The 19,410-nt window shown below is 68.6% G+C and carries 21 protein-coding genes and 1 tRNA gene; 14 read left to right on the top strand and 8 right to left on the bottom strand.

The window, feature by feature from the left end; translation table 11 throughout:
• The first annotated feature begins 7 nt into the window (after window positions 1-7).
• The 5 genes from ACN27E_RS22765 to ACN27E_RS22745 all read left to right on the top strand — a co-directional run bounded on the left by ACN27E_RS22765 (window position 8) and on the right by ACN27E_RS22745 (window position 4,060).
• Window positions 8-1,084 carry a diacylglycerol kinase gene (locus ACN27E_RS22765; RefSeq protein ID WP_422744922.1) on the top strand — a complete coding sequence of 359 codons (1,077 nt, stop codon included), beginning with the start codon at window positions 8-10 and terminating at the stop codon, window positions 1,082-1,084.
• 29 nt (window positions 1,085-1,113) lie between these two features.
• Complete coding sequence (locus ACN27E_RS22760) at window positions 1,114-1,356, top strand: hypothetical protein (RefSeq protein ID WP_422744920.1); 243 nt, start codon at window positions 1,114-1,116, stop codon at window positions 1,354-1,356.
• Window positions 1,357-1,396: 40 nt separating this feature from the next.
• Window positions 1,397-1,660: a hypothetical protein gene (locus ACN27E_RS22755; protein ID WP_422744918.1), complete on the top strand. Its 264-nt coding sequence runs from the start codon at window positions 1,397-1,399 to the stop codon at window positions 1,658-1,660.
• An 81-nt stretch (window positions 1,661-1,741) separates the two neighbouring features.
• Window positions 1,742-2,995, top strand: coding sequence for an Nramp family divalent metal transporter (locus ACN27E_RS22750; RefSeq protein WP_422744917.1), 1,254 nt, complete (start codon window positions 1,742-1,744; stop codon window positions 2,993-2,995).
• Entirely contained in the window at window positions 2,996-4,060 is a 1,065-nt protein-coding gene (locus ACN27E_RS22745; protein WP_422744915.1) for a poly-gamma-glutamate hydrolase family protein, read from the top strand.
• Window positions 4,061-4,066: 6 nt separating this feature from the next.
• Here ACN27E_RS22745 and ACN27E_RS22740 read toward each other — a convergent pair whose 3' ends face one another.
• Both ACN27E_RS22740 and ACN27E_RS22735 read right to left on the bottom strand, forming a co-directional pair.
• On the bottom strand, window positions 4,067-5,449 hold the full coding sequence (locus tag ACN27E_RS22740) for an APC family permease (RefSeq protein ID WP_422744913.1): 1,383 nt from the start codon (window positions 5,447-5,449) through the stop codon (window positions 4,067-4,069).
• A gap of 13 nt (window positions 5,450-5,462) precedes the next feature.
• Window positions 5,463-7,061 carry an amidohydrolase gene (locus ACN27E_RS22735; RefSeq protein ID WP_422744911.1) on the bottom strand — a complete coding sequence of 533 codons (1,599 nt, stop codon included), beginning with the start codon at window positions 7,059-7,061 and terminating at the stop codon, window positions 5,463-5,465.
• A 37-nt stretch (window positions 7,062-7,098) separates the two neighbouring features.
• Here ACN27E_RS22735 and ACN27E_RS22730 point away from each other — a divergent pair, with 37 nt between their 5' ends.
• The 3 genes from ACN27E_RS22730 to ACN27E_RS22720 all read left to right on the top strand — a co-directional run bounded on the left by ACN27E_RS22730 (window position 7,099) and on the right by ACN27E_RS22720 (window position 9,258).
• Window positions 7,099-7,866: a DUF1365 domain-containing protein gene (locus tag ACN27E_RS22730; protein ID WP_422744909.1), complete on the top strand. Its 768-nt coding sequence runs from the start codon at window positions 7,099-7,101 to the stop codon at window positions 7,864-7,866.
• Window positions 7,867-7,930: 64 nt separating this feature from the next.
• Entirely contained in the window at window positions 7,931-8,512 is a 582-nt protein-coding gene (locus tag ACN27E_RS22725; RefSeq protein WP_422744908.1) for a sigma-70 family RNA polymerase sigma factor, read from the top strand.
• Window positions 8,509-9,258 carry an anti-sigma factor gene (locus ACN27E_RS22720; RefSeq protein WP_422744906.1) on the top strand — a complete coding sequence of 250 codons (750 nt, stop codon included), beginning with the start codon at window positions 8,509-8,511 and terminating at the stop codon, window positions 9,256-9,258. Before ACN27E_RS22725 ends, ACN27E_RS22720 begins: the two co-directional genes overlap by 4 nt.
• On the opposite strand, the gene ACN27E_RS22715 is transcribed toward ACN27E_RS22720, so the two are convergent.
• The gene (locus ACN27E_RS22715) at window positions 9,255-10,367 is read right to left on the bottom strand and encodes a glutamate--cysteine ligase 2 (protein ID WP_422744904.1); all 1,113 of its coding nucleotides are present in this window, start codon (window positions 10,365-10,367) and stop codon (window positions 9,255-9,257) included. The two genes, ACN27E_RS22720 and ACN27E_RS22715, sit on opposite strands and share 4 nt — an antisense overlap.
• Before the next feature lie 165 nt (window positions 10,368-10,532).
• Here ACN27E_RS22715 and ACN27E_RS22710 point away from each other — a divergent pair, with 165 nt between their 5' ends.
• From ACN27E_RS22710 to ACN27E_RS22695, 4 genes are all read left to right on the top strand, one after another.
• Entirely contained in the window at window positions 10,533-11,357 is an 825-nt protein-coding gene (locus ACN27E_RS22710; RefSeq protein ID WP_422744902.1) for an LLM class F420-dependent oxidoreductase, read from the top strand.
• 28 nt (window positions 11,358-11,385) lie between these two features.
• Window positions 11,386-11,461 (top strand) — tRNA-Arg (locus ACN27E_RS22705).
• Between the two features lie 48 nt (window positions 11,462-11,509).
• Window positions 11,510-13,273: an ABC transporter ATP-binding protein gene (locus ACN27E_RS22700; RefSeq protein ID WP_422744901.1), complete on the top strand. Its 1,764-nt coding sequence runs from the start codon at window positions 11,510-11,512 to the stop codon at window positions 13,271-13,273.
• Window positions 13,274-13,400: 127 nt separating this feature from the next.
• Complete coding sequence (locus ACN27E_RS22695) at window positions 13,401-14,123, top strand: hypothetical protein (RefSeq protein ID WP_422744899.1); 723 nt, start codon at window positions 13,401-13,403, stop codon at window positions 14,121-14,123.
• A 61-nt stretch (window positions 14,124-14,184) separates the two neighbouring features.
• Here the strand turns inward: ACN27E_RS22695 and ACN27E_RS22690 are convergent, their stop codons facing one another.
• On the bottom strand, window positions 14,185-14,565 hold the full coding sequence (locus tag ACN27E_RS22690) for a DUF4189 domain-containing protein (RefSeq protein WP_422744898.1): 381 nt from the start codon (window positions 14,563-14,565) through the stop codon (window positions 14,185-14,187).
• Window positions 14,566-14,758: 193 nt separating this feature from the next.
• Window positions 14,759-15,442 carry a GAF and ANTAR domain-containing protein gene (locus ACN27E_RS22685; protein ID WP_422744897.1) on the bottom strand — a complete coding sequence of 228 codons (684 nt, stop codon included), beginning with the start codon at window positions 15,440-15,442 and terminating at the stop codon, window positions 14,759-14,761.
• Between the two features lie 283 nt (window positions 15,443-15,725).
• Between ACN27E_RS22685 and ACN27E_RS22680 the strand changes: the two genes are divergently transcribed.
• Window positions 15,726-16,172 (top strand): Hsp20/alpha crystallin family protein, encoded by a 447-nt coding sequence (locus ACN27E_RS22680; RefSeq protein WP_422744896.1) that lies wholly within the window; start codon window positions 15,726-15,728, stop codon window positions 16,170-16,172.
• A 25-nt stretch (window positions 16,173-16,197) separates the two neighbouring features.
• Here the strand turns inward: ACN27E_RS22680 and ACN27E_RS22675 are convergent, their stop codons facing one another.
• On the bottom strand, window positions 16,198-16,665 hold the full coding sequence (locus ACN27E_RS22675) for a hypothetical protein (protein ID WP_422744895.1): 468 nt from the start codon (window positions 16,663-16,665) through the stop codon (window positions 16,198-16,200).
• Between the two features lie 76 nt (window positions 16,666-16,741).
• On the opposite strand from ACN27E_RS22675, the gene ACN27E_RS22670 reads away from it, so the two are divergent.
• Window positions 16,742-17,188 (top strand): cupin domain-containing protein, encoded by a 447-nt coding sequence (locus ACN27E_RS22670; RefSeq protein WP_422744894.1) that lies wholly within the window; start codon window positions 16,742-16,744, stop codon window positions 17,186-17,188.
• Here the strand turns inward: ACN27E_RS22670 and ACN27E_RS22665 are convergent.
• Entirely contained in the window at window positions 17,178-17,903 is a 726-nt protein-coding gene (locus tag ACN27E_RS22665; protein WP_422744892.1) for a 3-keto-5-aminohexanoate cleavage protein, read from the bottom strand. The two genes, ACN27E_RS22670 and ACN27E_RS22665, sit on opposite strands and share 11 nt — an antisense overlap.
• A 74-nt stretch (window positions 17,904-17,977) precedes the next feature.
• On the bottom strand, window positions 17,978-19,399 hold the full coding sequence (locus tag ACN27E_RS22660) for an aldehyde dehydrogenase family protein (protein WP_422744890.1): 1,422 nt from the start codon (window positions 19,397-19,399) through the stop codon (window positions 17,978-17,980).
• Window positions 19,400-19,410 lie beyond the last annotated feature (11 nt).

The following is a 19,410-nucleotide window of genomic DNA, read 5'->3' as shown; positions in this document are numbered from 1 at the left end:
AGACCCCATGGCGATTCGCGTCGCACAGATCGGCACGGGCAACGTCGGCGGCCATGCGCTGACCCAGCTCATCACCGATCCGCAGTACGAGCTCACCGGCGTGTGGGTGTCCTCGTCGGCCAAAGCGGGCACGGACGCCGCGCAACTCGCCGGGCTGCCCGAAGCCTCCGGCGTCCTGGCCACCAACGACCTCGACGAGGTGCTCGACGCGAAACCGGACTGCGCGGTCTACACCGCAATGGCCGACAACCGGTTGCCCGAAGCACTCGAGGACTACCGGCGCATCCTGGCCGCGGGCATCAACGTCGTCGGCAGCGGACCGGTGTTCCTGCAATATCCGTGGCAGGTGCTGCCCGAAGAGCTCATCACCCCCATCGAGGAGGCGACCCGCACCGGCTGTTCCACCCTGTTCGTCGGCGGTATCGATCCGGGTTTCGCCAACGACCTTCTGCCCCTTGCCCTGGCGGGGACCTGCCAGAGCATTCAGCAGATCCGGTGCATGGAGATCGTCGACTACGCCACCTACGACAGCCCGACGGTGATGTTCGACGTGATGGGTTTCGGCAAACCGCTCGACGAGCTGCCGATGCTGCTGCAACCGGGCGTGCTCAGCCTGGCCTGGGGATCGGTGATCCGTCAGCTCGCCGCCGGCCTGGGCATCGAACTCGACGAGGTGACCGAGACCTACGTCCGTGAGCCCGCTCCGGAGGATTTCGAGATCGCCTCCGGCCCCATCGCCGCAGGCACTGCCGCCGCATTGCGTTTCGAGGTCCGGGGCATGGTCGACGGGCACGCCGCCGTGGTGCTGGAACACGTCACGCGGTTGCGCGAGGACCTGTGCCCGGATTGGCCCCAGCCCGCGCAGGAGGGCGGGTCCTACCGCGTCGAGATCACCGGCGAGCCCACCTACGCCATGGACCTGTGCCAGAGCAGCCCGAACGGCGACCACAACCGCGCCGGCCTGGTTGCCACCGCCGCCCGCATCGTCAATGCGATCCCGGCCGTCGTCGCGGCGCCGCCAGGCATCACCACCACGCTCGCTTTACCTCTCATTACCGGGAAAGGGCTGTACGCTGCTCATTAGCAGCGACAACTCAACACAAGGACGTCTCAATGCGGACCTCGCGCTATCTCTTGTCAGTTGCCGTCGCGGGTGCCGCGGCGGCCGTGCTGTCGGCCCCGATGGCGGCCGCGCAACCGAACTGCGTCACCACCGGACAGAATGGCTTCGGCGGGTCCACCACCCAGTGCCAGAGCCCCGGCAACGCACAGATCACCACATCCCCGGGCAACACGGCGTATCTGTACCCGTGGGATGACTACTACTACGGGCCCGCTCTCGTCTTCGGCGGCTGATCTGCCGCAGTAGTGGTCGCCTCGACGAGGAGGCCTTCTCATGCATTTTCGTTTGCCGACAATCGTTCTCGTCGCCGGCGTGGCGTCGGCGATCCTCGCCGCTCCCTCTGCCGCGGCCAAGCCCGATTGCGTCAGCATCGGACCGAACACCACTCAGTGCCAGAACCCCGGCGGCAGTAGCCAGATCATCACGTCACCCCCGCCGTCGAACTGCGGCGCCTGGGGCTGCGGCGCCTGGGGTTACGGCGGATACGGCGGATATGGCGGCTGGGGCTGGGGTCCCGGACTGTTCATCGGTATCTGACCCCGCCCGACTTCGGTCAGCAGGTTTCGGCTACCCTCACTTTTCTATTCGTTGACCCGGATAGCAGAGACGAGGAGTCGGATGCTGCCGCCTGCCCAGACCCGACCTGGTTCGGCCCGCGAGGGCGGATCTCCACGGTCTGCGTGGCTGCTGCTCGGTCCCGCCTTCGTGGCCGCGATCGCCTACGTGGATCCGGGCAATGTCGCGGCCAACGTCAGCGCCGGAGCACAGTTCGGCTTCCTGCTGGTGTGGGTGATCGTGCTGGCCAATGTGATGGCCGGGCTGGTGCAGTACCTGTCGGCCAAACTCGGCCTGGTCACCGGCCGCTCGCTGCCCGAGTCCGTGGCCGACCACACCCGCACCCCCACCCGCATCGTCTACTGGCTCCAGGCCGAACTCGTCGCGATGGCCACCGACCTCGCCGAGGTCGTCGGCGGTGCCATCGCTCTGCATCTGCTGTTCGACCTCCCGTTGCTGCTGGGCGGGGTCATCACCGGCGTGGTGTCGATGGCGCTTCTCGCACTGCAGAACCGGCGCGGACAGCGCGTCTTCGAACGCGTCATCACGGGCCTGTTGATGGTCATCGCCGTCGGCTTCCTGACCAGCCTGTTCGTCGAAACGCCGGCGCCGTCGGAGGTGGCCGGCGGGCTGGTACCCCGCTTCGAAGGCGCCGAGAGCGTGCTGCTGGCCACCGCGATGCTCGGGGCGACGGTGATGCCGCACGCGGTTTACCTGCACTCCGGGCTGGCCCGGGACCGGCACGGCCATCCGAAGGCCGGTCCGCAGCGTCGGCGGCTGCTCAAGGCGACGCGGTTCGACGTCACCTTCGCGATGCTGGTCGCCGGTGCGGTCAACCTGGCGATGCTGCTGGTGGCGGCGGTCAACCTGCAGGGCCTGGACAACACGGACTCGATCGAGGGGGCGCACGCCGCGGTCCAGCAGACGCTCGGCCCGACGGTCGCGCTGTTGTTCGCGATCGGATTGCTGGCGTCAGGGCTCGCGTCGACGTCGGTGGGCGCCTATGCCGGCGCGATGATCATGGGCGGGCTCCTGCGCCGGTCCTATCCCCTGCTGCTGCGCCGGCTGATCACCTTGATACCGGCGCTGGTGATCCTGGCGATCGGCGTCGACCCCAGCCGCGCACTGGTGCTCTCGCAGGTGGTGCTGTCGTTCGGCATTCCCTTCGCGTTGATCCCGCTGATCCGCTTGACCGGTGACCGCGCGCTGATGGGTGAGGATGTCAACCACCGCGTGACCAGCGTCCTGGGTTGGCTGGTCGCCGCATTGATTACCCTGCTCAACGTGGTGCTGATCTATCTGACCGTGACGGGCTGAATGCCCTCGGACATCCGGCACGCCTATTTCGCCTACGGGTCCAATCTGTGCGTGCAGCAGATGGCGCGACGCTGTCCGGACGCGGGCGATCCGCGGCGGGCGACGCTGGCCGACCACGACTGGTTGATCAACGAACGTGGCGTGGCCACCGTGGAACCCGTCGCCGGGGCGCAGGTGCACGGTGTGCTCTGGCAGGTGTCCGATCGCGATCTGGCCACCCTGGACAGCGCCGAGGGCGTACCGGTGCGCTATCGCCGCGACCGGCTCACCGTGCACACCGACGACGGCCCCGCGCACGCGTGGGTGTACATCGACCACCGGGTCGAGGCGGGCCCACCGCGGCCGGGCTATCTCGAGCGGGTCATCAACGGGGCGCTGCAGCACGATCTGCCGCACCGCTGGATCGAGTTCCTGCGGCGATGGGATCCGGCGCATTGGCCGCAACGCCACAGCGGTGTGCACGCCGATGCCCCGCAGTCGCTTTCGGAACTGCTGGCCGACCCCGGGGTGGTCGAACACAGTGAGCTGCGGTCGCGGTTCGGCTTTCTGGCCATCCACGGCGGCGGCCTGGAGCAGGTGACCGACGAGATCGCGATCCGCGCCGCCGACGCCGCGGGCGCATCCGTCTACGTCGTGCGCCATCCCGCGCAGTATCCGCACCACCTGCCCTCGGCCCGTTACCTGGCCTCCGAATCCGCTCGCCTCGCCGAGTTTCTCGATCACGTCCAGGTCGCGGTGTCCCTGCACGGCTACGGGCGGATCGGGCGCAGCACCGACCTTCTTGCGGGCGGCCGCAACCGCCGGCTCGCCGGGCATCTCGCCGCGCACATCGACATCCCGGGCTACCGCGTCGTGACCGACGTCGAGACGATCCCCCGCGAGCTGCGCGGTATGCATCCCGACAACCCCGTCAACCGGATGCAAGACGGCGGAGCCCAACTCGAACTGCCCTCCCGCGTGCGGGGACTGAGCCCACGCAGCCCGCTGCCTTCCGACGACGGGCTCTCCCCCGCGACGTCCGCCCTCATCCACGGTCTGGTGGCAGCGGCGCGCACCTGGGCGTGAACCGGGTCAGGCCGTGGCCGAGCGGGCCTGCGGTGTCTCTTCCAGGTCGAGGACCGGTGTCGGGCGCCGGAACCCGTGGGTGACGATGAGCAGCCACACGAATCCGGCGGCCAGCCAGATCAATCCGATGGTCAGCGCCTCGGCCGACAGGCTGGTCCACAACCAGACCGTGAGCGCGAAACCGATCAGCGGGAGCACCAGGTTGTTGAGCACGTTCTTCTCGCCGGAATCCACGAAGTAGTGCTTGACCACCGTCAGGTTGACCGCCGAGAAAGCCACCAGCGCGCCGAAACTCACCACCGACGCCAGGATCGCCAGGTCGATCACCAGCGCCAGCAGTGAGACCACCGAGATCGCCAGGATGGCCCAGGTCGGGGTGCTGAACCGCACCGAGACGTGGCCGAACACCTTGCGCGGCAACACCCCGTCGCGGCCCATCGCGTAGAGGATCCGCGCCACCGACGCCTGCGAGGTGAGCGCCGAACCGAGTGCCCCGGCAACGTAGGCGGCGGTGAAGAAGGCCGCGAGGAAGGCGCCACCGGCCGCCCGCATGACGTCCAGTGATCCGGAGTCCACGTTCTCGAAGGTGTTGGACGGGAAGACGATCTGCGACGCATAGGACAGGATGATGAACAGCACACCGCAGATCACGGTGGCCAGCATGATCGCCTTGGGCACATCGCGACGGGCGTCGCGGGCCTCCTCGGAGAGCGTCGACACCGCGTCGAACCCCAGGAATGACAGGCACAGGATGGCCGCACCGGCCAATACCGGCCCCATCCCGCCGGCGCTCCCGTCACCACGGAACGGCGCCATCACGTCGACGCTGCCCGAGCCCGAGAGCGTCACCACGGTCATCACGATGAAGACCACGATGAAAACCGCCTGGATCGCGATGATGAGCAGGTTGGCCCGTGCCACCGAGACGATCCCGACGATGTTGAGCACCGTGACGATCACGATCGTCACCACCACGATCACCCATTGCGGGATCGCGGGCACCGCCTCGTTGAGGTAGAGCCCGATCACCAGATAGTTGAGCATCGGCAGGAACAGGTAGTCCAGCAGCAGCGACCAGCCGGCGAGGAACCCGACCGGCGCGCCGAAGGTCTTCTGCGTATAGGCGTATGCCGATCCGGCGACGGGGTACGCGTAGGCCATCCGGGCATAGGACCGCGCGGTGAAGATCATCGCCGCCAGCGTCACCACATAGGCCAGCGGCACCCGGCCGCCCGATTCGACGGTGACGATGCCGTAGGTGGTGAACACCGTCAACGGCACCATGTACACCAGGCCGAACAGCACCAGCGACGGCACGCCGAGGACCCGCCGCAGATGGCCTTCGCCCTCCGCGGACAGCGGCGGGGGCACGGGCGAGGTCGAGGACATGAGGCGACTCCCTTCAGCGGCCGAACGGCGTTACGAGCTTGCCCCCCAAATACGTTCCGCGCACCTCGATCGCCGAAATCTGCAACCCGGGCGTGTCCCGCGGGTCTGCGCCGAGCCAGACCAGATCGGCGCTCGCCCCCGGCGCCAGCGTGCCCCAGGTGGTCTCGGCGAATGCCTGACGAGCCACTCCGGCGGTGTAGGCCCGCATCGCCCGCTCCACCGGCACAATCTCCTGCGGCGTCCACCCGCCGGCGGGCGTCCCGTCGGTGGTGCGCCGGGTGGCCGCCACCGCGATGCCGTCCAGCGGGGCTCCCGACGACACCGGCCAGTCCGAGCCGAACGCCAGCGCTCCCGCATCGTCGAGCGTGCGCATCCGGTACTGGCGGGCCGCCCGTTCCTCGCCGAGGCGCGGCAGCGTCAACACCGTCATCAGCGGGTCGAGCTGCGCCCACAGCGGCTGCATGTTCGCGATCACCCCCAACCGGGCGAACCGGTCGATGTCGGTGTCGTCGATCAACTGGGCGTGCGCGATCACCGGCCTACGGTCACGGGGTCCGTTGGCCGAGGCGGCGTGTTCGATCGCGTCGAGCGCCTGCCGAACCGCGGCATCACCGATGGCGTGGATGTGGATCTGCATCCCCATCGCGTCGACCCGGCGCACCGCATCAGCCAGCGAATCGCCCTCCCACACCTGCATGCCATGGGAGTGCAGCCCCGAGCAGTACGGCTCGATCAGGGCCCCGGTCTCGTTCTCGACCACACCGTCGGCGAAGAATTTCACCGTCTGCGCCGTCAGCAGTGGGTCACCCAGTTCCTCGACGCGCCCGCGGGCCTCGGCGAACCGGGGTAGCTGGGCGTCGAAGTATCTGGGGTCCGCGTAGAGGCCGAGGTTGAACCGGATGCCCAGCGCGCCCCGGCGCGCGGCCTCCAGATAGGTGTCGACATCGGCAGCCTCCACCCAGGCGTCCTGCACCCAGGTGACGCCGCGTGCGAGGTAGTAGTCCGCCGCGGTGCCCAGCGCCGCGATGCGCACCTCTTCGTCGCGGGGCGGCATCACCGCGGTGACGAGGTCGACCGCTCCCCACTCACGCAGTGTGCCGAGCACCGAACCGTCTGCTCGACGCGGGATCTCACCGAGCACCGGGTCGGGGGTCTGCTCGGTGATGCCCGCCCGCTGCAAGGCCATCGAGTTGCACCACACGGTGTGGTAGTCCCAGGCGCGCAGTACGACCGGCCGGTCGGCGACCGCGGCGTCGAGCCAGCGGGCGTCGAACAGGCCGCCGGGGGTGAGGCTGCCGTCATAGGACGCGCCGGTGATCCACTCCTGGTCCGGATGGTCGGCGGCGTAGCGCCGGACCGCCTCGACGATCGCGTCGACCGAGGTGCAGGCCCGCACCGGCGGCCCGACCTCCTCCAGACCGCCGAGCAGCGGATGCGCGTGTCCGTCACCGAAGGAGGGCATCAGGAAACCGCCCTCGAGGTCAACCTCGTCGGCGTGCGACGGCACGTCCTCGTCAGCGACGATGTGCCCGTCGACGACGGCGAGCCGGGTGGCGTCGGACCGGCCGCCCCCGGTCCAGATGGTCCCGTTGTGGAAGACGGTGGCAGCCATCCGAGGATCTAACCATCCATCCGCACCGCGGCGCCGAATGAAGGATGTGCAGAGCGAAGTTACCCCGGCGGTCTATCGCACCCGTGTCACGCATCTACGTCGGGCCCCGGTTCATCACTATTTCGAGCACAACAGCTACAGCTGGTATGTCGACGTCGACGAGCTGCCGCGGCTGCCGCGGTGGCTGGCGCCGTTCGCCCGGTTCGAGGCGACCGACCACTTCGACGGCGCGCCGGACGACACGCTGCGCATGCGCGTCGACGCTTTCCTCGCGCGCCACGGGGTACACCTCGGCGGCGGCCGGATCACCGCGCTGTTGCAGGCACGGGTGTTGGGCTACGTCTACAACCCGCTGAGCCTGTACTGGTGTCACGACGCCCATGGTGTGCTGCGGCACGTCGTCGCCGAGGTGCACAACAGCTACGGCGAACGGCACGCCTATCTGCTGCCGCCCACCGGCCCCAACCCCGCGATGATCCGCAATCAGCTCTACACCACACCCTTCACCGGAGTCGACGGCTATTACCTGGTGCGGGCCCCGCGGCCCGAGGACAAGCTCGACGTGACGGTGTCGCTGCACCGGGAGAACCAACCGGCGATCGTGACGACCCTTCGCGGTGCCCGGCGACCGGCCACCGCCGGTCAGCTGCTGCGGCTGCAGTTCACCGCACCGCTGGCCCCGCAGATGACCGCGATCAGCATGCGGATCCAGGGCGCGATCCTGCGGCTGCGCGGGGTTCCGGTGGTGCCGCGGATGCCGGCCGCGGGCGCACCGGTCGCCACGCGGCAGGTGGCGCAGGCGTGACGCGACCCGCTTTTGGTTGCTACGCATCCCGATTCGAACACAAACCGCCGGGACGGCGATATTTGTGACGGCCTCACTGGCTGCGGTTAGGCTACCGCTCGTGACCACCGACCTCGACGATCTGTTGCGTCGGGTGGCCCAACGCGACATCGATGCCTTCACCGCGTTCTACGACGCCACCCGCGCGCGGGTGTACGGGTTGGTCTCTCGAGTGCTCCGCGACCCGGGATACAGCGAGGAGACCACCCAGGAGGTCTACCTGCAGGTATGGCGTTCGGCCTCCGGTTTCGACCCGCAGTCCGGCACTCCGCTGGCCTGGCTGATGACGCTGGCTCACCGGCGCGCCGTCGACCGGGTGCGCAGCGAAGAGGCGGCATCGGCCCGCGAATCGCGCTACGGCGCCGCCTCTGTCGACCCGCCGGCCGACCACGTCTCGGATTCTGTGCTGCTGCTCGACGAACGCCGGCGGGTCACCGACTGCCTCGGTTCGCTGACCGATGTGCAGCGCGAGGCGATCCAGCTCGCCTATTACGAGGGTCTGACCTACGTGCAAGTCTCCGAGCGCCTGGCGGCGAATTTGGCGACCATCAAGTCGCGGATGCGCGACGGTATTCGCGGCCTACGTACCTGCCTGGGAATCTCATGACCGAACCGACGCACGCCGATCTGCTCGGCCTCGCGACGCCGTTCGCGCTGGACGCCGTGTCCCGCGCCGACGACGCCGCGATCGACCGGCTGCTGGCCTCCGCACCACCCGATCTGGCCGCCGCCTTCACCGGCGAGGTGCGCAGCGTGCGGGAGACGATGGCCGTCCTGTCCGCCGCCACGGCGGTGGAACCGCCCACCCGACTGCGGGACAACCTGCTGGCTGCGGTCAGCGCCGACCCCGTACGGCAGCTGCAGCCCCGCGCCGAGCGGCACCCGCAGCCCCCCGCCGAGCGGCGCGGACCGTCCCGGTGGCAGCGGGTGGCCCTGGCCGCGGCCGCGGTCCTCGCCGTGGGTGGCGCCGCGTTGGGGGTGGGGTTGTCGCTGCGGCCCGACTCGCCGCCGACCACCGCCGAACAGGTGTTCGCCGCGCCCGACGTCCAGACCGTCTCCACCCCGATCGCCGGTGGTACCGCGACGGTGGTGTTCTCCAAGGAGCGCGACGCCGGGGTGCTGGTGATGAACGACGTCCCGCCGCCGCAGCCCGGCACGGTCTACCAGATGTGGCTGGTCGACGACGACGGCGCACACTCCGCGGGAACGATGGACGACAAGGCGGTGGCACCGTCGACCACGGCGGTGCTCAACGACATCGACTCATCGCAGGTGCTGGCGTTCACGGTGGAGCCCCCGGGCGGTTCGCAGCGGCCCACGTCACCGGTCATCGCGCAGCTCTCGCTCGCCTAGTTCCCCGGTGTCGTTCCGGCCAGCGTCGCCGCGGCGGCGTCGGCGATGACGTCCCCGACGTCGTGGCGCCGCTGCCAGGACGCACGCTGACGCATCGCGCCGTTGCCCTGGTCGTCGAGTCTGGCGAGTTCCTCGCGGACCAGCTCGCGATCGCCGACGGCCGCCAGCGCGGGCGAGATGCGCTCGACAAGGTGATCGAGCAGCTCCCTCGCGGGGACCGGATCGTGCGAGTCGACCAGATCCACCGCCATGCCGTCCAGACCGTCACGGGCCGACCGCCAGTACGCCGCGCGCAGCGCGTGCGGCGACAGGTGCGGCAGCCCCGCCCGGCCGCGTTCTTCCTCCAGCGCGGTCATGACCGTGCCGCGGACCAGGGCGGCGAACACAACGGTGTCGGCGATCGTGGCGGGGACGTCGGCCACCCGCACCTCGATGGTCGGAAAGTTGGCCGAGGGCCGGACGTCCCAATAGACCATGCCGTCATCGAGCATCGCGCCCGTTCGCTGCATCATCGCCACCGTCGCGTCGTAGTCATCGGCGGATTCGAAATGCGGCGGCGGCCCGGCGCTGGGCCACCGCGCCCACAGCATGTGGCGCCAACTGGCATACCGGCTGTCGGCGTTGCGGTAGACCGCCGAGTTGGCACTGACGGCCAGCAGCAGGGGCAGCCAGGGCCGCAGACGGTTGCTGACCCGGACCGCGGCCTCACGGGTCGGCACCGCCACATGGACGTGGGCGCCGCAGACACCCTGCTCACTGGCCACCATGCCGAATCGTTCGGCGATGCGGTGGTACCGCGGGTTGTCGGTGATGGGAAATTCGGGTGGCACGGTCGGCGGCACGCCGACCGCGAGCAGCCGTGCGCCGCTGGCCTCGGCCGACCGCGCGGCGACGGTGCGCAGTCGGATCAGCTGGTCGCGGACCTCGGCGAGGCTGCCGGAGACCCCGGTGGCGGTCTCGACCTGACAACTGGTCAGCTCGAGCTGCAGGTCGACCCCCTCGACCGCGGCGCGGTCGGCGACAGCGCGGTTGAGTGCGACGGGTTCACCGGTGCTCGGGTCGACGAGCAGGAACTCCTCCTCGACACCGATCGTGGGATGACTGGCCATGATCCTTCTCCAAACATTGATCCGGCCCGTCGGGCGTACTCACGACGGGCCGGATCTTGGGGGTGGCTTCTGTTGGCTTCACAGGGCGAAGCGTGCGGGAAGTTAGTGCCCGTACCGCCGCGGCATGAAACCCGGTTTTCCTGAGAAGGTGCTTAGGATCAGTGGGTGACCGGTGACTTCCGCTTCGGGTTCGGCCTGCACTCCGCGACGTCGCTGCCGACGGTGCAGGAGGCGGCTCGGCGCGCCGAGGCGCTCGGTTTCGACGTGCTGCACGTGCCCGATCATCTGGGCGCCCCGGCACCCTTCCCGGTCTTGACGGCGGTCGCGGCGGCGACGACATCGCTGCGGCTGGGCACGTTCGTGCTCAACGCCGGGTTCTACAAGCCGGCACTGTTGGCCCGCGATGCCGCGGCGCTGCGCGACCTGTCCGGTGGCCGCCTCGAGCTGGGGCTGGGTGCCGGGTACGTGCGGGCCGAATTCGAGGCGGCCGAGCTGCCGTTCCCGACCGCCGGCCGGCGCGTCGCCTATCTGCAGCATGTGACCGAGTACCTGCGCGCGAATGTGCCCGACGTACCGCTGTTGATCGCCGGCAACGGCGACCGGCTGCTGAGCGTCGCCGCCCGCTACGGCGACATCATCGGGTTGACCGGAGGCGATCGGGCGCCCGAGGGGGACGACGATCCGCTGGCCGAGCGGATCGCGTTCGTGCGCGCCGCCGCCGGCGAGCGCTTCGAACAGCTGGAGCTCAATGTCGCGATCACGGCACTACCGCTCGACGGCAGTGAACGGCCGGATCTGCGGATCGTGCGCCGGTCCCTGCCCCACCTGACCGACGAGCAGCTACTGCGCCATCCCGGTGTGCTGTCGGGCTCCACCCAGGACATGGCCGACCGGCTGCGGTCCTACCGCGACGAGTACGGCATCTCCTACATCATCGTGCAGGCACCGCACGCGGAGGCGTTCGCGAAGGTCATCGCGCAGCTGCGGTGAGCGCTCCGGGCGGTAAGCTCCACGCGTCGCCCCCGTAGCTCAGGGGATAGAGCACGGCTCTCCTAAAGCCGGTGTCGCAGGTTCGAATCCTGCCGGGGGCACCACGCGACCGCTGCGCGCAGGAGCGCGCCCGGTGACAGGAGGCCGCTGCCATGACGCGCTTGGTGCTCACGCTGCTCAAGCCCTACCCCGGCAGGATCGTGGCCATCCTGCTGGCGACGCTCGTGCAGATCCTGATGGGCCTGGCGGCGCCCTGGCCGCTCAAGGTCATCATCGACAGCGTCGCCGGAGACCGGCCGGCCCCTCTCTGGATCGACTGGCTCCTACCGATGGTCGGAGGCGACCCGAAGATCCGCATCGCCATCGCGGCCGGCATCGTGACCGTCGTCATCGCCGCCGCGACCGGGATCGCCTCCTACGCCGCGAACTACTACACCGAGAGCCTGGGCCAGTGGGTCGCAAACGACCTGCGGGCGCAGATCTTTCATCGCCTGCAGCAGTTCTCCCTCGGGTACTACGACCACACCCGACTCGGCGTCATCCTCAACACCATCATGTCCGATGTCTCCACGATCCAGACATTCGCGTCCTCCTCCGCGACGACTCTGGTGACCGACATCTTCACCATCGTCGGCATGATCATCGTGATGTTCGTGCTGCGTTGGGATTTCGCGCTGATCGCCCTGACCGCCGTACCCTTCCTGGCCTACTTCGTGTTTCGCGTGAACAACCTCATCAAGAGTTCGACCCGCGAGGTCCGGGAACGGCAATCCGACCTGATCTCGATCCTGGAGGAGGGGCTGGAGGACATCGAGGTCGTCCAGGCCTTCGACCGCCAGGACATCGAGGAACGCAACCTGATGCAGGCGTCCCATGAGACGGTGAAGGCCTGGCTCAAGGCGCGGGGCGTGTCATCGCTGCTGGCCCCCATGGTCGGGTTGGTGGTGGCCTTGTCCACCGCCCTGGTGCTGTGGCGAGGTTCGATACTGATCCTCAGCGGTGTGATGACGGTCGGCACCCTCACGGTGTTCCTGGCGTATCTGTCCAAATTCTTCGGGCCGGTGCGTGACATCGCCGTGACGACCAATTCGATCGCTCAGGTGTCGGTCGGCATCGAACGGGTCAGGGCCATCCTGGAAGCGGACTACGTCGTCCCGGAGCGACCCAACGCCAAGCCACCGGCGACACTGCGGGGCGAAATCGAATTCGAACACGTCGCCTTCGGCTACAACCCCGATGAACCGGTGTTGAAGGACATCAACCTCAAGATCGAACCCGGCGAGATGGTCGGCATCGTGGGACCGACCGGAAGCGGCAAGTCGACGTTCGTCAGCCTCATTCCGCGCTTCCGCGACACCGACGCGGGATACATCCGGATCGACGGAACCGACATCTGCGACTACCAACTCCATCCCCTACGTCAGCAGATCGCCTACGTCTTCCAGGACACGGTGCTGTTCCGAGGGACGGTGCGGGAGAACATCGCGATCGGCCGTCCGGACGCGACCGACGAAGAGGTCATCGCTGCGGCCAAACTCGCCAACGCCCACGAATTCATCGTCCGCATGCGCAAGGGCTACGACAGCCTCGTCGGGGACCGAGGTATGACGCTGTCCGGTGGCCAGCGCCAGCGAATGGGGATCGCGCGCGCCTTCATCCGCAACAGTCCCATCCTGATCCTCGACGAGCCGACCGCGGCGCTCGATGCCGAATCCGAGGAACTCGTGATCGACGGCATGGAGCGTCTGATGAAGGGGCGGACGGTCATCGTCATCGCCCACCGACTGAGCACCATCCGCGATGCGGACCGGATCGTCGTCATCAAGGACGGGGTGGTGGCAGAACAGGGCACCCACGACGAATTGCTGGCGCTCGACGGGATTTACGCCGAACTGCACCGGATCCAGTACCGCTGAGGCATGGTCGGGCCGGGCGGAGGGGACCCCCGTTCAGTTGATTGCCGAGCCGAGCCCGGCCGATCATGCTAGCGTCCCCAACTGCGACTTCCCCCTCGAACTCTCATCGAAATTGGAGCGAGCGACCATGCTGAATGTGCGCGATCACGGCGTCGAGGATTACTCGGCGCTGCGTGACATGGACAAGACCGACGTCGGGTTCCTGTCCGACGACGACAGACAGTGCATCGATGAGATCGGCCGGTATCTCGTCGAAGCCGGAGCGGCGCAGCGTTTCGCGTTGTGGCTGCTGCACAAGCACTTCGACCCGCGCCCGGGAGAAGTCTTCGTCGAACGCTTCTTCACCGCGCCTCGTCGAACCGAGACCTCCCTCGTGGCCCGAGCCGACTACGGGTCAACGGCATTGCATCCGACGGCCTTCCGCTTCGACGGCTCGGTGACCTCCGGTGTCGGTGTGATCGGGATGGAGTTCGCCGAGGCGGACGACTTCGGTCCCGTCACGCCCGTGGGCGCCGAGGACGAAGCGGTGTTGGCCGGCGTGGCCGAACGCCTGGCTGCGCACGGCAAGACGGAGCGCTTCGGCGTCAAACTCATCCGCGACCCGCTGGATCTGCTCGAGCAGGAGCTGCTGCTGGAGACCTGCGACAGCACGCTGCGCACGTTGTACTGCGATGTGACCGCGCGCGATGCGGTCCGCGCCGAGGGTGCCCGCACCATCGAGACGTCCTGGCGCTACCAGGTGTCGGACGGCGATGGCGGGACCATCGTCATGAGGGAATGCATCAGCCTGTGCATCCGCGAAGTCGACGGTGGCCACGAATCGGATCACCGTCACCACCACAACGGATAACCCTCACCGAGACAGCCGCGCGGCGCCGGGCGATCGAGAATCGTCCGGCGCCGCCGGCCGTTCAGCTACAGGCCACACCGACCACCCGGCAGCCCGGACCGTATTTGCTGCATGAGACCAGCGACATCCGTTGGGCACCGGCGTTGTCGCGGTCCACGCCTGATGCCCAGGCCGCGTTCGGGGCCTGCGCGACCGCGCCGCATCCCTTGGTGAAGTTCACGACGGCGCGGCAGTCCCGGGCGCTGCACAGGCCGATGGCCGCCCGCTCGGCGTCGAGTGCGGAGTTGTAGCCCTGCGCGTAGCCCACCTTGCCGGTGTTCGGGGAGACGGCGATCGCCCCCCAGCCCAGCGCGCCGGCCGTCGGCGCCGTGATCGCGGCACCCCCGAGGAGGCCCGCGGCCACCATCGGGACCGCGAGCAGACGCCGAAGAGCAACCCGCATGACCGGATCGTAGGAGCGGGCAGCCTCGGCAGGTCCACGAGAGACCGAAGCGTTTCCGCATCGAGACGGCGGTGAGATGCCGTTTCGATGCGGGAAGAGCGTCGTTCTTCGTTGGCTTTGTCGTCAGATCGCCATCTCGCCCGGCGTCGCGATCTGTGGGCAATTTCGATCGGGAGCGCATGAGCGCGTTGACCTAGCCCCGGGTGTCGATCACCTGCTGGGCGATGTCGACCAGCCGCGTGTTGCCGTCCTGGGACAGCCGCCGCATCATCTCGAAGGCCTGCACGTCGTCGACCTTGTAGCGCTCCATGATGATGCCCTTGGCCTGGCCGATCCGATCGCGGCTGGACAGCGCCGACTCCAGCTGACTGCCCTGCCGGTTCGCCAGCACCGCGGCCGCGGCATGCGCGGCGAGCACCGTCCCGACGGTCTCGGCCTGGACGTCCCACGCATTGGCGCGGAAGCTGAACAGGTTCAGCGCCCCGGCCGTGCGGTCGGAGGTGTACAGCTTGAACGACAGCGAACCCAGCACCCCGATCTCCACGCACGCCGGCGCGTACTGCGGCCAACGGGTCTCGGTGCGGAAGTCATCGGTGCGCACGATGACGTCGTCGAGGGCGGCTTGCACACAGGGCCCCTCGTCGAACTTCATCTGCAGTCCGTCGAGACGGTGCGGGAGATCGGTCACCGCTCCCAGCGACTCGTAGCTGCCGCCCCGGCCGATCAGCAGAACACCGGCGGTGTCGACCCCGGGGATGAGTTCCTTGGCGGTCGAGGTGACACTCTCCAGGATCTCCTCGAGGCTGCGAGGCATGGCCACGACACGTGCCAACTCGGCCATCCGCACGGCCAGGTCGTGCGACTGCGACTGCGTCATGACTGGCAGTCTTCCTCATCGACGCCGATACACACACGTCTGTTTGCGTTCGCGCTGCCGGGCAATGCTCCCGAACAGGCGAGTGCGGCGGTCGACCGCTGCACTTGTCAGGTCTCGTCGGTTCAGACCGAGAGCCGACGGGGCCGAACCCAACTCGTCGAGCGCAGAAAATCGGCCTCCAAAATTCTGGCACTCTCAGGTGTCGAGTGCTAATCTGTGGTCGCACAGTGATTGGTCGCCCGCCAGGGTGGCGGGCTCCGGAACGACGAGGAGGTGTATTGCTGTGCTTCGTTTTGATCCCTTCAGTGACCTCGACGCCTGGACCCGCGGTCTGCTGACCAATCAGGGCGGATCAACCCGGACGCCCCGGTTCATGCCGATGGACCTCTGCAAGATCGACGACCACTACGTCCTCACCGCTGATCTGCCGGGCATCGACCCCGGCTCGGTGGACGTGAACGTCGACAACGGCACCCTCACCATCTCGGCCCATCGCACCGCCCGTTCCGAGGACTCCGTCCAATGGCTGGCCAACGAGCGGTTCTTCGGCACCTACCGGCGCCAATTGGCGCTCGGCGAGGGTATCGACCCGTCGGCCATCTCGGCGACCTACGAGAACGGTGTGCTGACCGTGACCATCCCGATGGCCGAGCGCGCCAAGCCCCGCCGCATCGACGTCGCCCACGGCGGCAGCCAGAAGTCCATCACGCCCACCGTCGACGCCGGCTGAGCCGGACGCCGGGGCCGCGGTCGGATCACGAATCCGCCCGCGGCCCTGTCGTATCGCGCGGGCGTGGCATCGCGGGACCGGATCGTCGCGAAAGCGCCTCCACCAGCGCCCACCCCGAGAGCGCCAGCGCGAGGACCGCGAGCGCCCCGGCGACGTACAGCCCGTAACCGGCGGTCACCGGCGCCAGCACATTGACTCTGTAGTACCACCCGGTCAGCCCGGTGATCAGCGCGGAAAGTGCAAGCGCGGCAGCTGAAGCAGTGCGCACCGAAACGCCGCGCGCCGCCATCGCCCCGGAGATGAGCAATGCGGAGGCCAACAGCACGATCAGCTGTCCGGCGCCGAACCGCGGCGCCAGCACGATACTGCCCACCGACCCGCCGATCGCGTTCGCGCGGCCGCCGCCCTGCGCGCTGGTGGTCAGCCACGGCAGCCAGGCGCTGACCGCGATCGCGGCCGCACACACGGCGATCAGCCACCCGGGTCGCAGCATGACCGGAGCCTATCGCGCGCCGGGCCCGCACCCACGGCACTACGCTGGGGGCGTCCTCGACCCAAGGCGGTGCCGCGTGAGTGAACTCCCCAGCTGGGCCCGGAAGCTCGACCTGTCGCCACATCCGGAAGGCGGCTGGTACCGGGAGACGTGGCGCAGCGAGCTCACCGTCACCCAGTCGGTGTTGCCGCCGGACTACACCGGTCCGCGCAGCGCGGGGACGGCGATCCTGTTCCTGCTCATGCCGGGACAACAGTCCGCATGGCACACCGTGCGCAGCGCCGAGCTGTGGCTGTTCCATCGGGGTAGCCCGCTGGAACTCGAGATGGGGCCCCAACACGATTCGGCCGCAACGCATCTGCTCGGCAGTGACATCGACGCCGGTGAGCATCCGCAGCTGCTCGTACCGCCCGGACACTGGCAGCGCGCCCGACCGCGTGACGACCAGCCCAGCCTGGTGAGCTGCGTGGTCGTGCCCGGCTTCGACTTCGCCGATTTCGAACTCGGCGCCGCTAGCGACTGAGCAGCTCGACGGCAGCCGACACGAGCGCCGCATTGTCCGGCGCCACCGATCCGTCGGGCAGCAGCAGTGTGTCCTCGAGTCCGATGCGGGTCTGCACGCCACGCAGTCCGGCGTGCTGCAGCAGCGGCCAGCAGCTCTCGTCGAGTCCGTGTAGCAGTACCGGCGCCGGCGACCCCGCTGCCTGCACCTGGTCGAGCAGGCGGTCGGCGAGATCGGTGTCGGCGTCGGGCTGCAGTTCGATCATCACCCGCATGCAGTGTTGCGCGAGATTGCCGGCGGCCCATGAGGTGGCGGCCTCGGCGTGGAAGATGCCGACCTCGACGCCGAGCCCCTTTCCGAGCAGCACCTCGGCCAGCTCCGGCGATCCGGGCTCATGCCAGTTCAGCGATGCGAAGTCGGGCAACACCTCCCATGCCTCGACGGCCCGCCTCCGCTCGGCCGCGTCGGGCAGGGCCCAGAACCCGGTGGTGACCCCCAGCGGCAACCCGGGCGCGGCATGCCGCACCGCGGTCACCGCCGCGGCGACGTCGTCGGCCAGCAGGGAATCGACGCCGTCTGCGGTCTTGGGGTGCAGGTGTACCGCCTTGGCCCCGGCCTCGTGCGCGGCGACCGCGGCCGCCGCCAGCTGATCGGGGGTGACCGGCAGCCCGGGGTGCGCGTCCGGGGTGCGGGCTCCGTTGATACACGCCTTGAGGTAGATCATGGGATTCGGCATACCCCATCTTCCCCTGCGTCAGCCGTGCACCGACCTCAGGTGGGTGCCCGCGCCGGTCGGATCGGTTACCGGCGTCAGGGCGCGTAGCCGAGCGCGGCCTTGGTCTCCAGATACTCGTCGAAGGCGAAGTGTCCCCACTCCCGGCCGTTACCGCTGCGCTTGTAACCGCCGAACGGCGCGTTCATGTCGAACGCGTGATTGATGGCCACCGAACCGGCGCGGATGCGGCGCGCGATTGCACGGGCCGTGTCCAGGTCGGCGGCCGAGACATAGCCCGCGAGTCCGTAGTCGGTGTCGTTGGCGATCTCGACGGCCTGGTCCAGATCGTCGTAGCCGAGGATGCACAGCACCGGACCGAAGATCTCCTCGCGCGCGATCGTCATATCGTTGGTGACGTTGCCGAACACCGTCGGCTTGACGTAGTAGCCGGCGTCGAGACCGTCGGCACGCCCGGGGCCACCGATGACGACTGTCGCGCCTTCGTCGACTCCGGCCTGCAGCAGCCCCTGAATCTTCTCGAACTGCGCCCGCGAGGCGACCGGCCCGATCGCCGACGGATCCGACGGGTCACCCACCTTCACCGGTTCCACTGTGCGACGGGCGATCTCGAGGGCCTCGTCCATGCGGGCCCGCGGCACCAGCATCCGTGACGGGGCGTTGCAGCTCTGCCCGCTGTTGACCATCATGACCTTTGTGCCGGCGGCCACACTCTCGGCGAATGCGTCGTCGTCGAGCACGATGTTCGGGCTCTTCCCGCCGAGCTCCTGGGTGACTCGCTTGACGGTCGGTGCGGCGTTACGGGCGACCTCGATCCCGGCCCGCGTGGACCCGGTGAACGACACCATGTCGACCTCGGGATGACTGGACAACGCCACCCCCACCCCCGGGCCGTCCCCATGGACCATGTTGTACACGCCGGCGGGAACGCCTGCGGCATCGACGATCTCGGTGAAGATCTGCGCTGAGTACGGCGCCACCTCCGACGGTTTGAGCACCATCGTGCAGCCGGTCGCGAGCGCCGGATACACCTTGACCGCGATCTGGTTGATCGGCCAGTTCCACGGGGTGATCAACCCGCACACCCCGATCGGCTCCTTGACCACCAGCGTCGATCCGTGCTGCGTCTCGAACTCGTAGTTCTTCAGGGCGTCGATCGCGGTCATCAGGTGTCCGAGTCCGAGGTTGACCTGAGCGCCGGCCGCCAGCGACGCGGGTGCGCCGATCTCCTCGCTCACCGCGTCGGCGAGATCTTCCACCCGTTTCTGGTATTCGGCGAGGATGGCCTGCAGCAGGTCCAGACGCTCCGCACGGGAGCTCTGCGACCAGGTCCCGAATGCCCGGCGCGCGGCCTGCACGGCGACGTCGACGTCGACGGCGGACCCGAGGGAGATGCGGCCGGACACGTCCTCGGTGATGGGGTTGTCGACGTCGAGGGTGTTCGGCCGCACGGGGTCGACCCAGCGGCCGTCGATGTAGAACTTCAGATATTCACGCATGGTGCTGCGCC

Origin of the sequence: Mycobacterium sp. WMMD1722 (genome assembly GCF_049315205.1) — a bacterium.
GTDB lineage: Bacteria > Actinomycetota > Actinomycetes > Mycobacteriales > Mycobacteriaceae > Mycobacterium.
This window is presented reverse-complemented; position numbering and strand designations above follow the sequence as displayed.

Coding starts and splice junctions, on each gene's coding strand:
- ACN27E_RS22765 (WP_422744922.1), top strand. CDS start 8: ATGGCGATTCGCGTCGCACAGATCGGCACGGGCAACGTCGGCGGCCAT.
- ACN27E_RS22760 (WP_422744920.1), top strand. CDS start 1,114: ATGCGGACCTCGCGCTATCTCTTGTCAGTTGCCGTCGCGGGTGCCGCG.
- ACN27E_RS22755 (WP_422744918.1), top strand. CDS start 1,397: ATGCATTTTCGTTTGCCGACAATCGTTCTCGTCGCCGGCGTGGCGTCG.
- ACN27E_RS22750 (WP_422744917.1), top strand. CDS start 1,742: ATGCTGCCGCCTGCCCAGACCCGACCTGGTTCGGCCCGCGAGGGCGGA.
- ACN27E_RS22745 (WP_422744915.1), top strand. CDS start 2,996: ATGCCCTCGGACATCCGGCACGCCTATTTCGCCTACGGGTCCAATCTG.
- ACN27E_RS22740 (WP_422744913.1), bottom strand. CDS start 5,449: ATGTCCTCGACCTCGCCCGTGCCCCCGCCGCTGTCCGCGGAGGGCGAA.
- ACN27E_RS22735 (WP_422744911.1), bottom strand. CDS start 7,061: ATGGCTGCCACCGTCTTCCACAACGGGACCATCTGGACCGGGGGCGGC.
- ACN27E_RS22730 (WP_422744909.1), top strand. CDS start 7,099: ATGAAGGATGTGCAGAGCGAAGTTACCCCGGCGGTCTATCGCACCCGT.
- ACN27E_RS22720 (WP_422744906.1), top strand. CDS start 8,509: ATGACCGAACCGACGCACGCCGATCTGCTCGGCCTCGCGACGCCGTTC.
- ACN27E_RS22715 (WP_422744904.1), bottom strand. CDS start 10,367: ATGGCCAGTCATCCCACGATCGGTGTCGAGGAGGAGTTCCTGCTCGTC.
- ACN27E_RS22700 (WP_422744901.1), top strand. CDS start 11,510: ATGACGCGCTTGGTGCTCACGCTGCTCAAGCCCTACCCCGGCAGGATC.
- ACN27E_RS22695 (WP_422744899.1), top strand. CDS start 13,401: ATGCTGAATGTGCGCGATCACGGCGTCGAGGATTACTCGGCGCTGCGT.
- ACN27E_RS22690 (WP_422744898.1), bottom strand. CDS start 14,565: ATGCGGGTTGCTCTTCGGCGTCTGCTCGCGGTCCCGATGGTGGCCGCG.
- ACN27E_RS22685 (WP_422744897.1), bottom strand. CDS start 15,442: ATGACGCAGTCGCAGTCGCACGACCTGGCCGTGCGGATGGCCGAGTTG.
- ACN27E_RS22675 (WP_422744895.1), bottom strand. CDS start 16,665: ATGCTGCGACCCGGGTGGCTGATCGCCGTGTGTGCGGCCGCGATCGCG.
- ACN27E_RS22665 (WP_422744892.1), bottom strand. CDS start 17,903: ATGCCGAATCCCATGATCTACCTCAAGGCGTGTATCAACGGAGCCCGC.
- ACN27E_RS22660 (WP_422744890.1), bottom strand. CDS start 19,399: ATGCGTGAATATCTGAAGTTCTACATCGACGGCCGCTGGGTCGACCCC.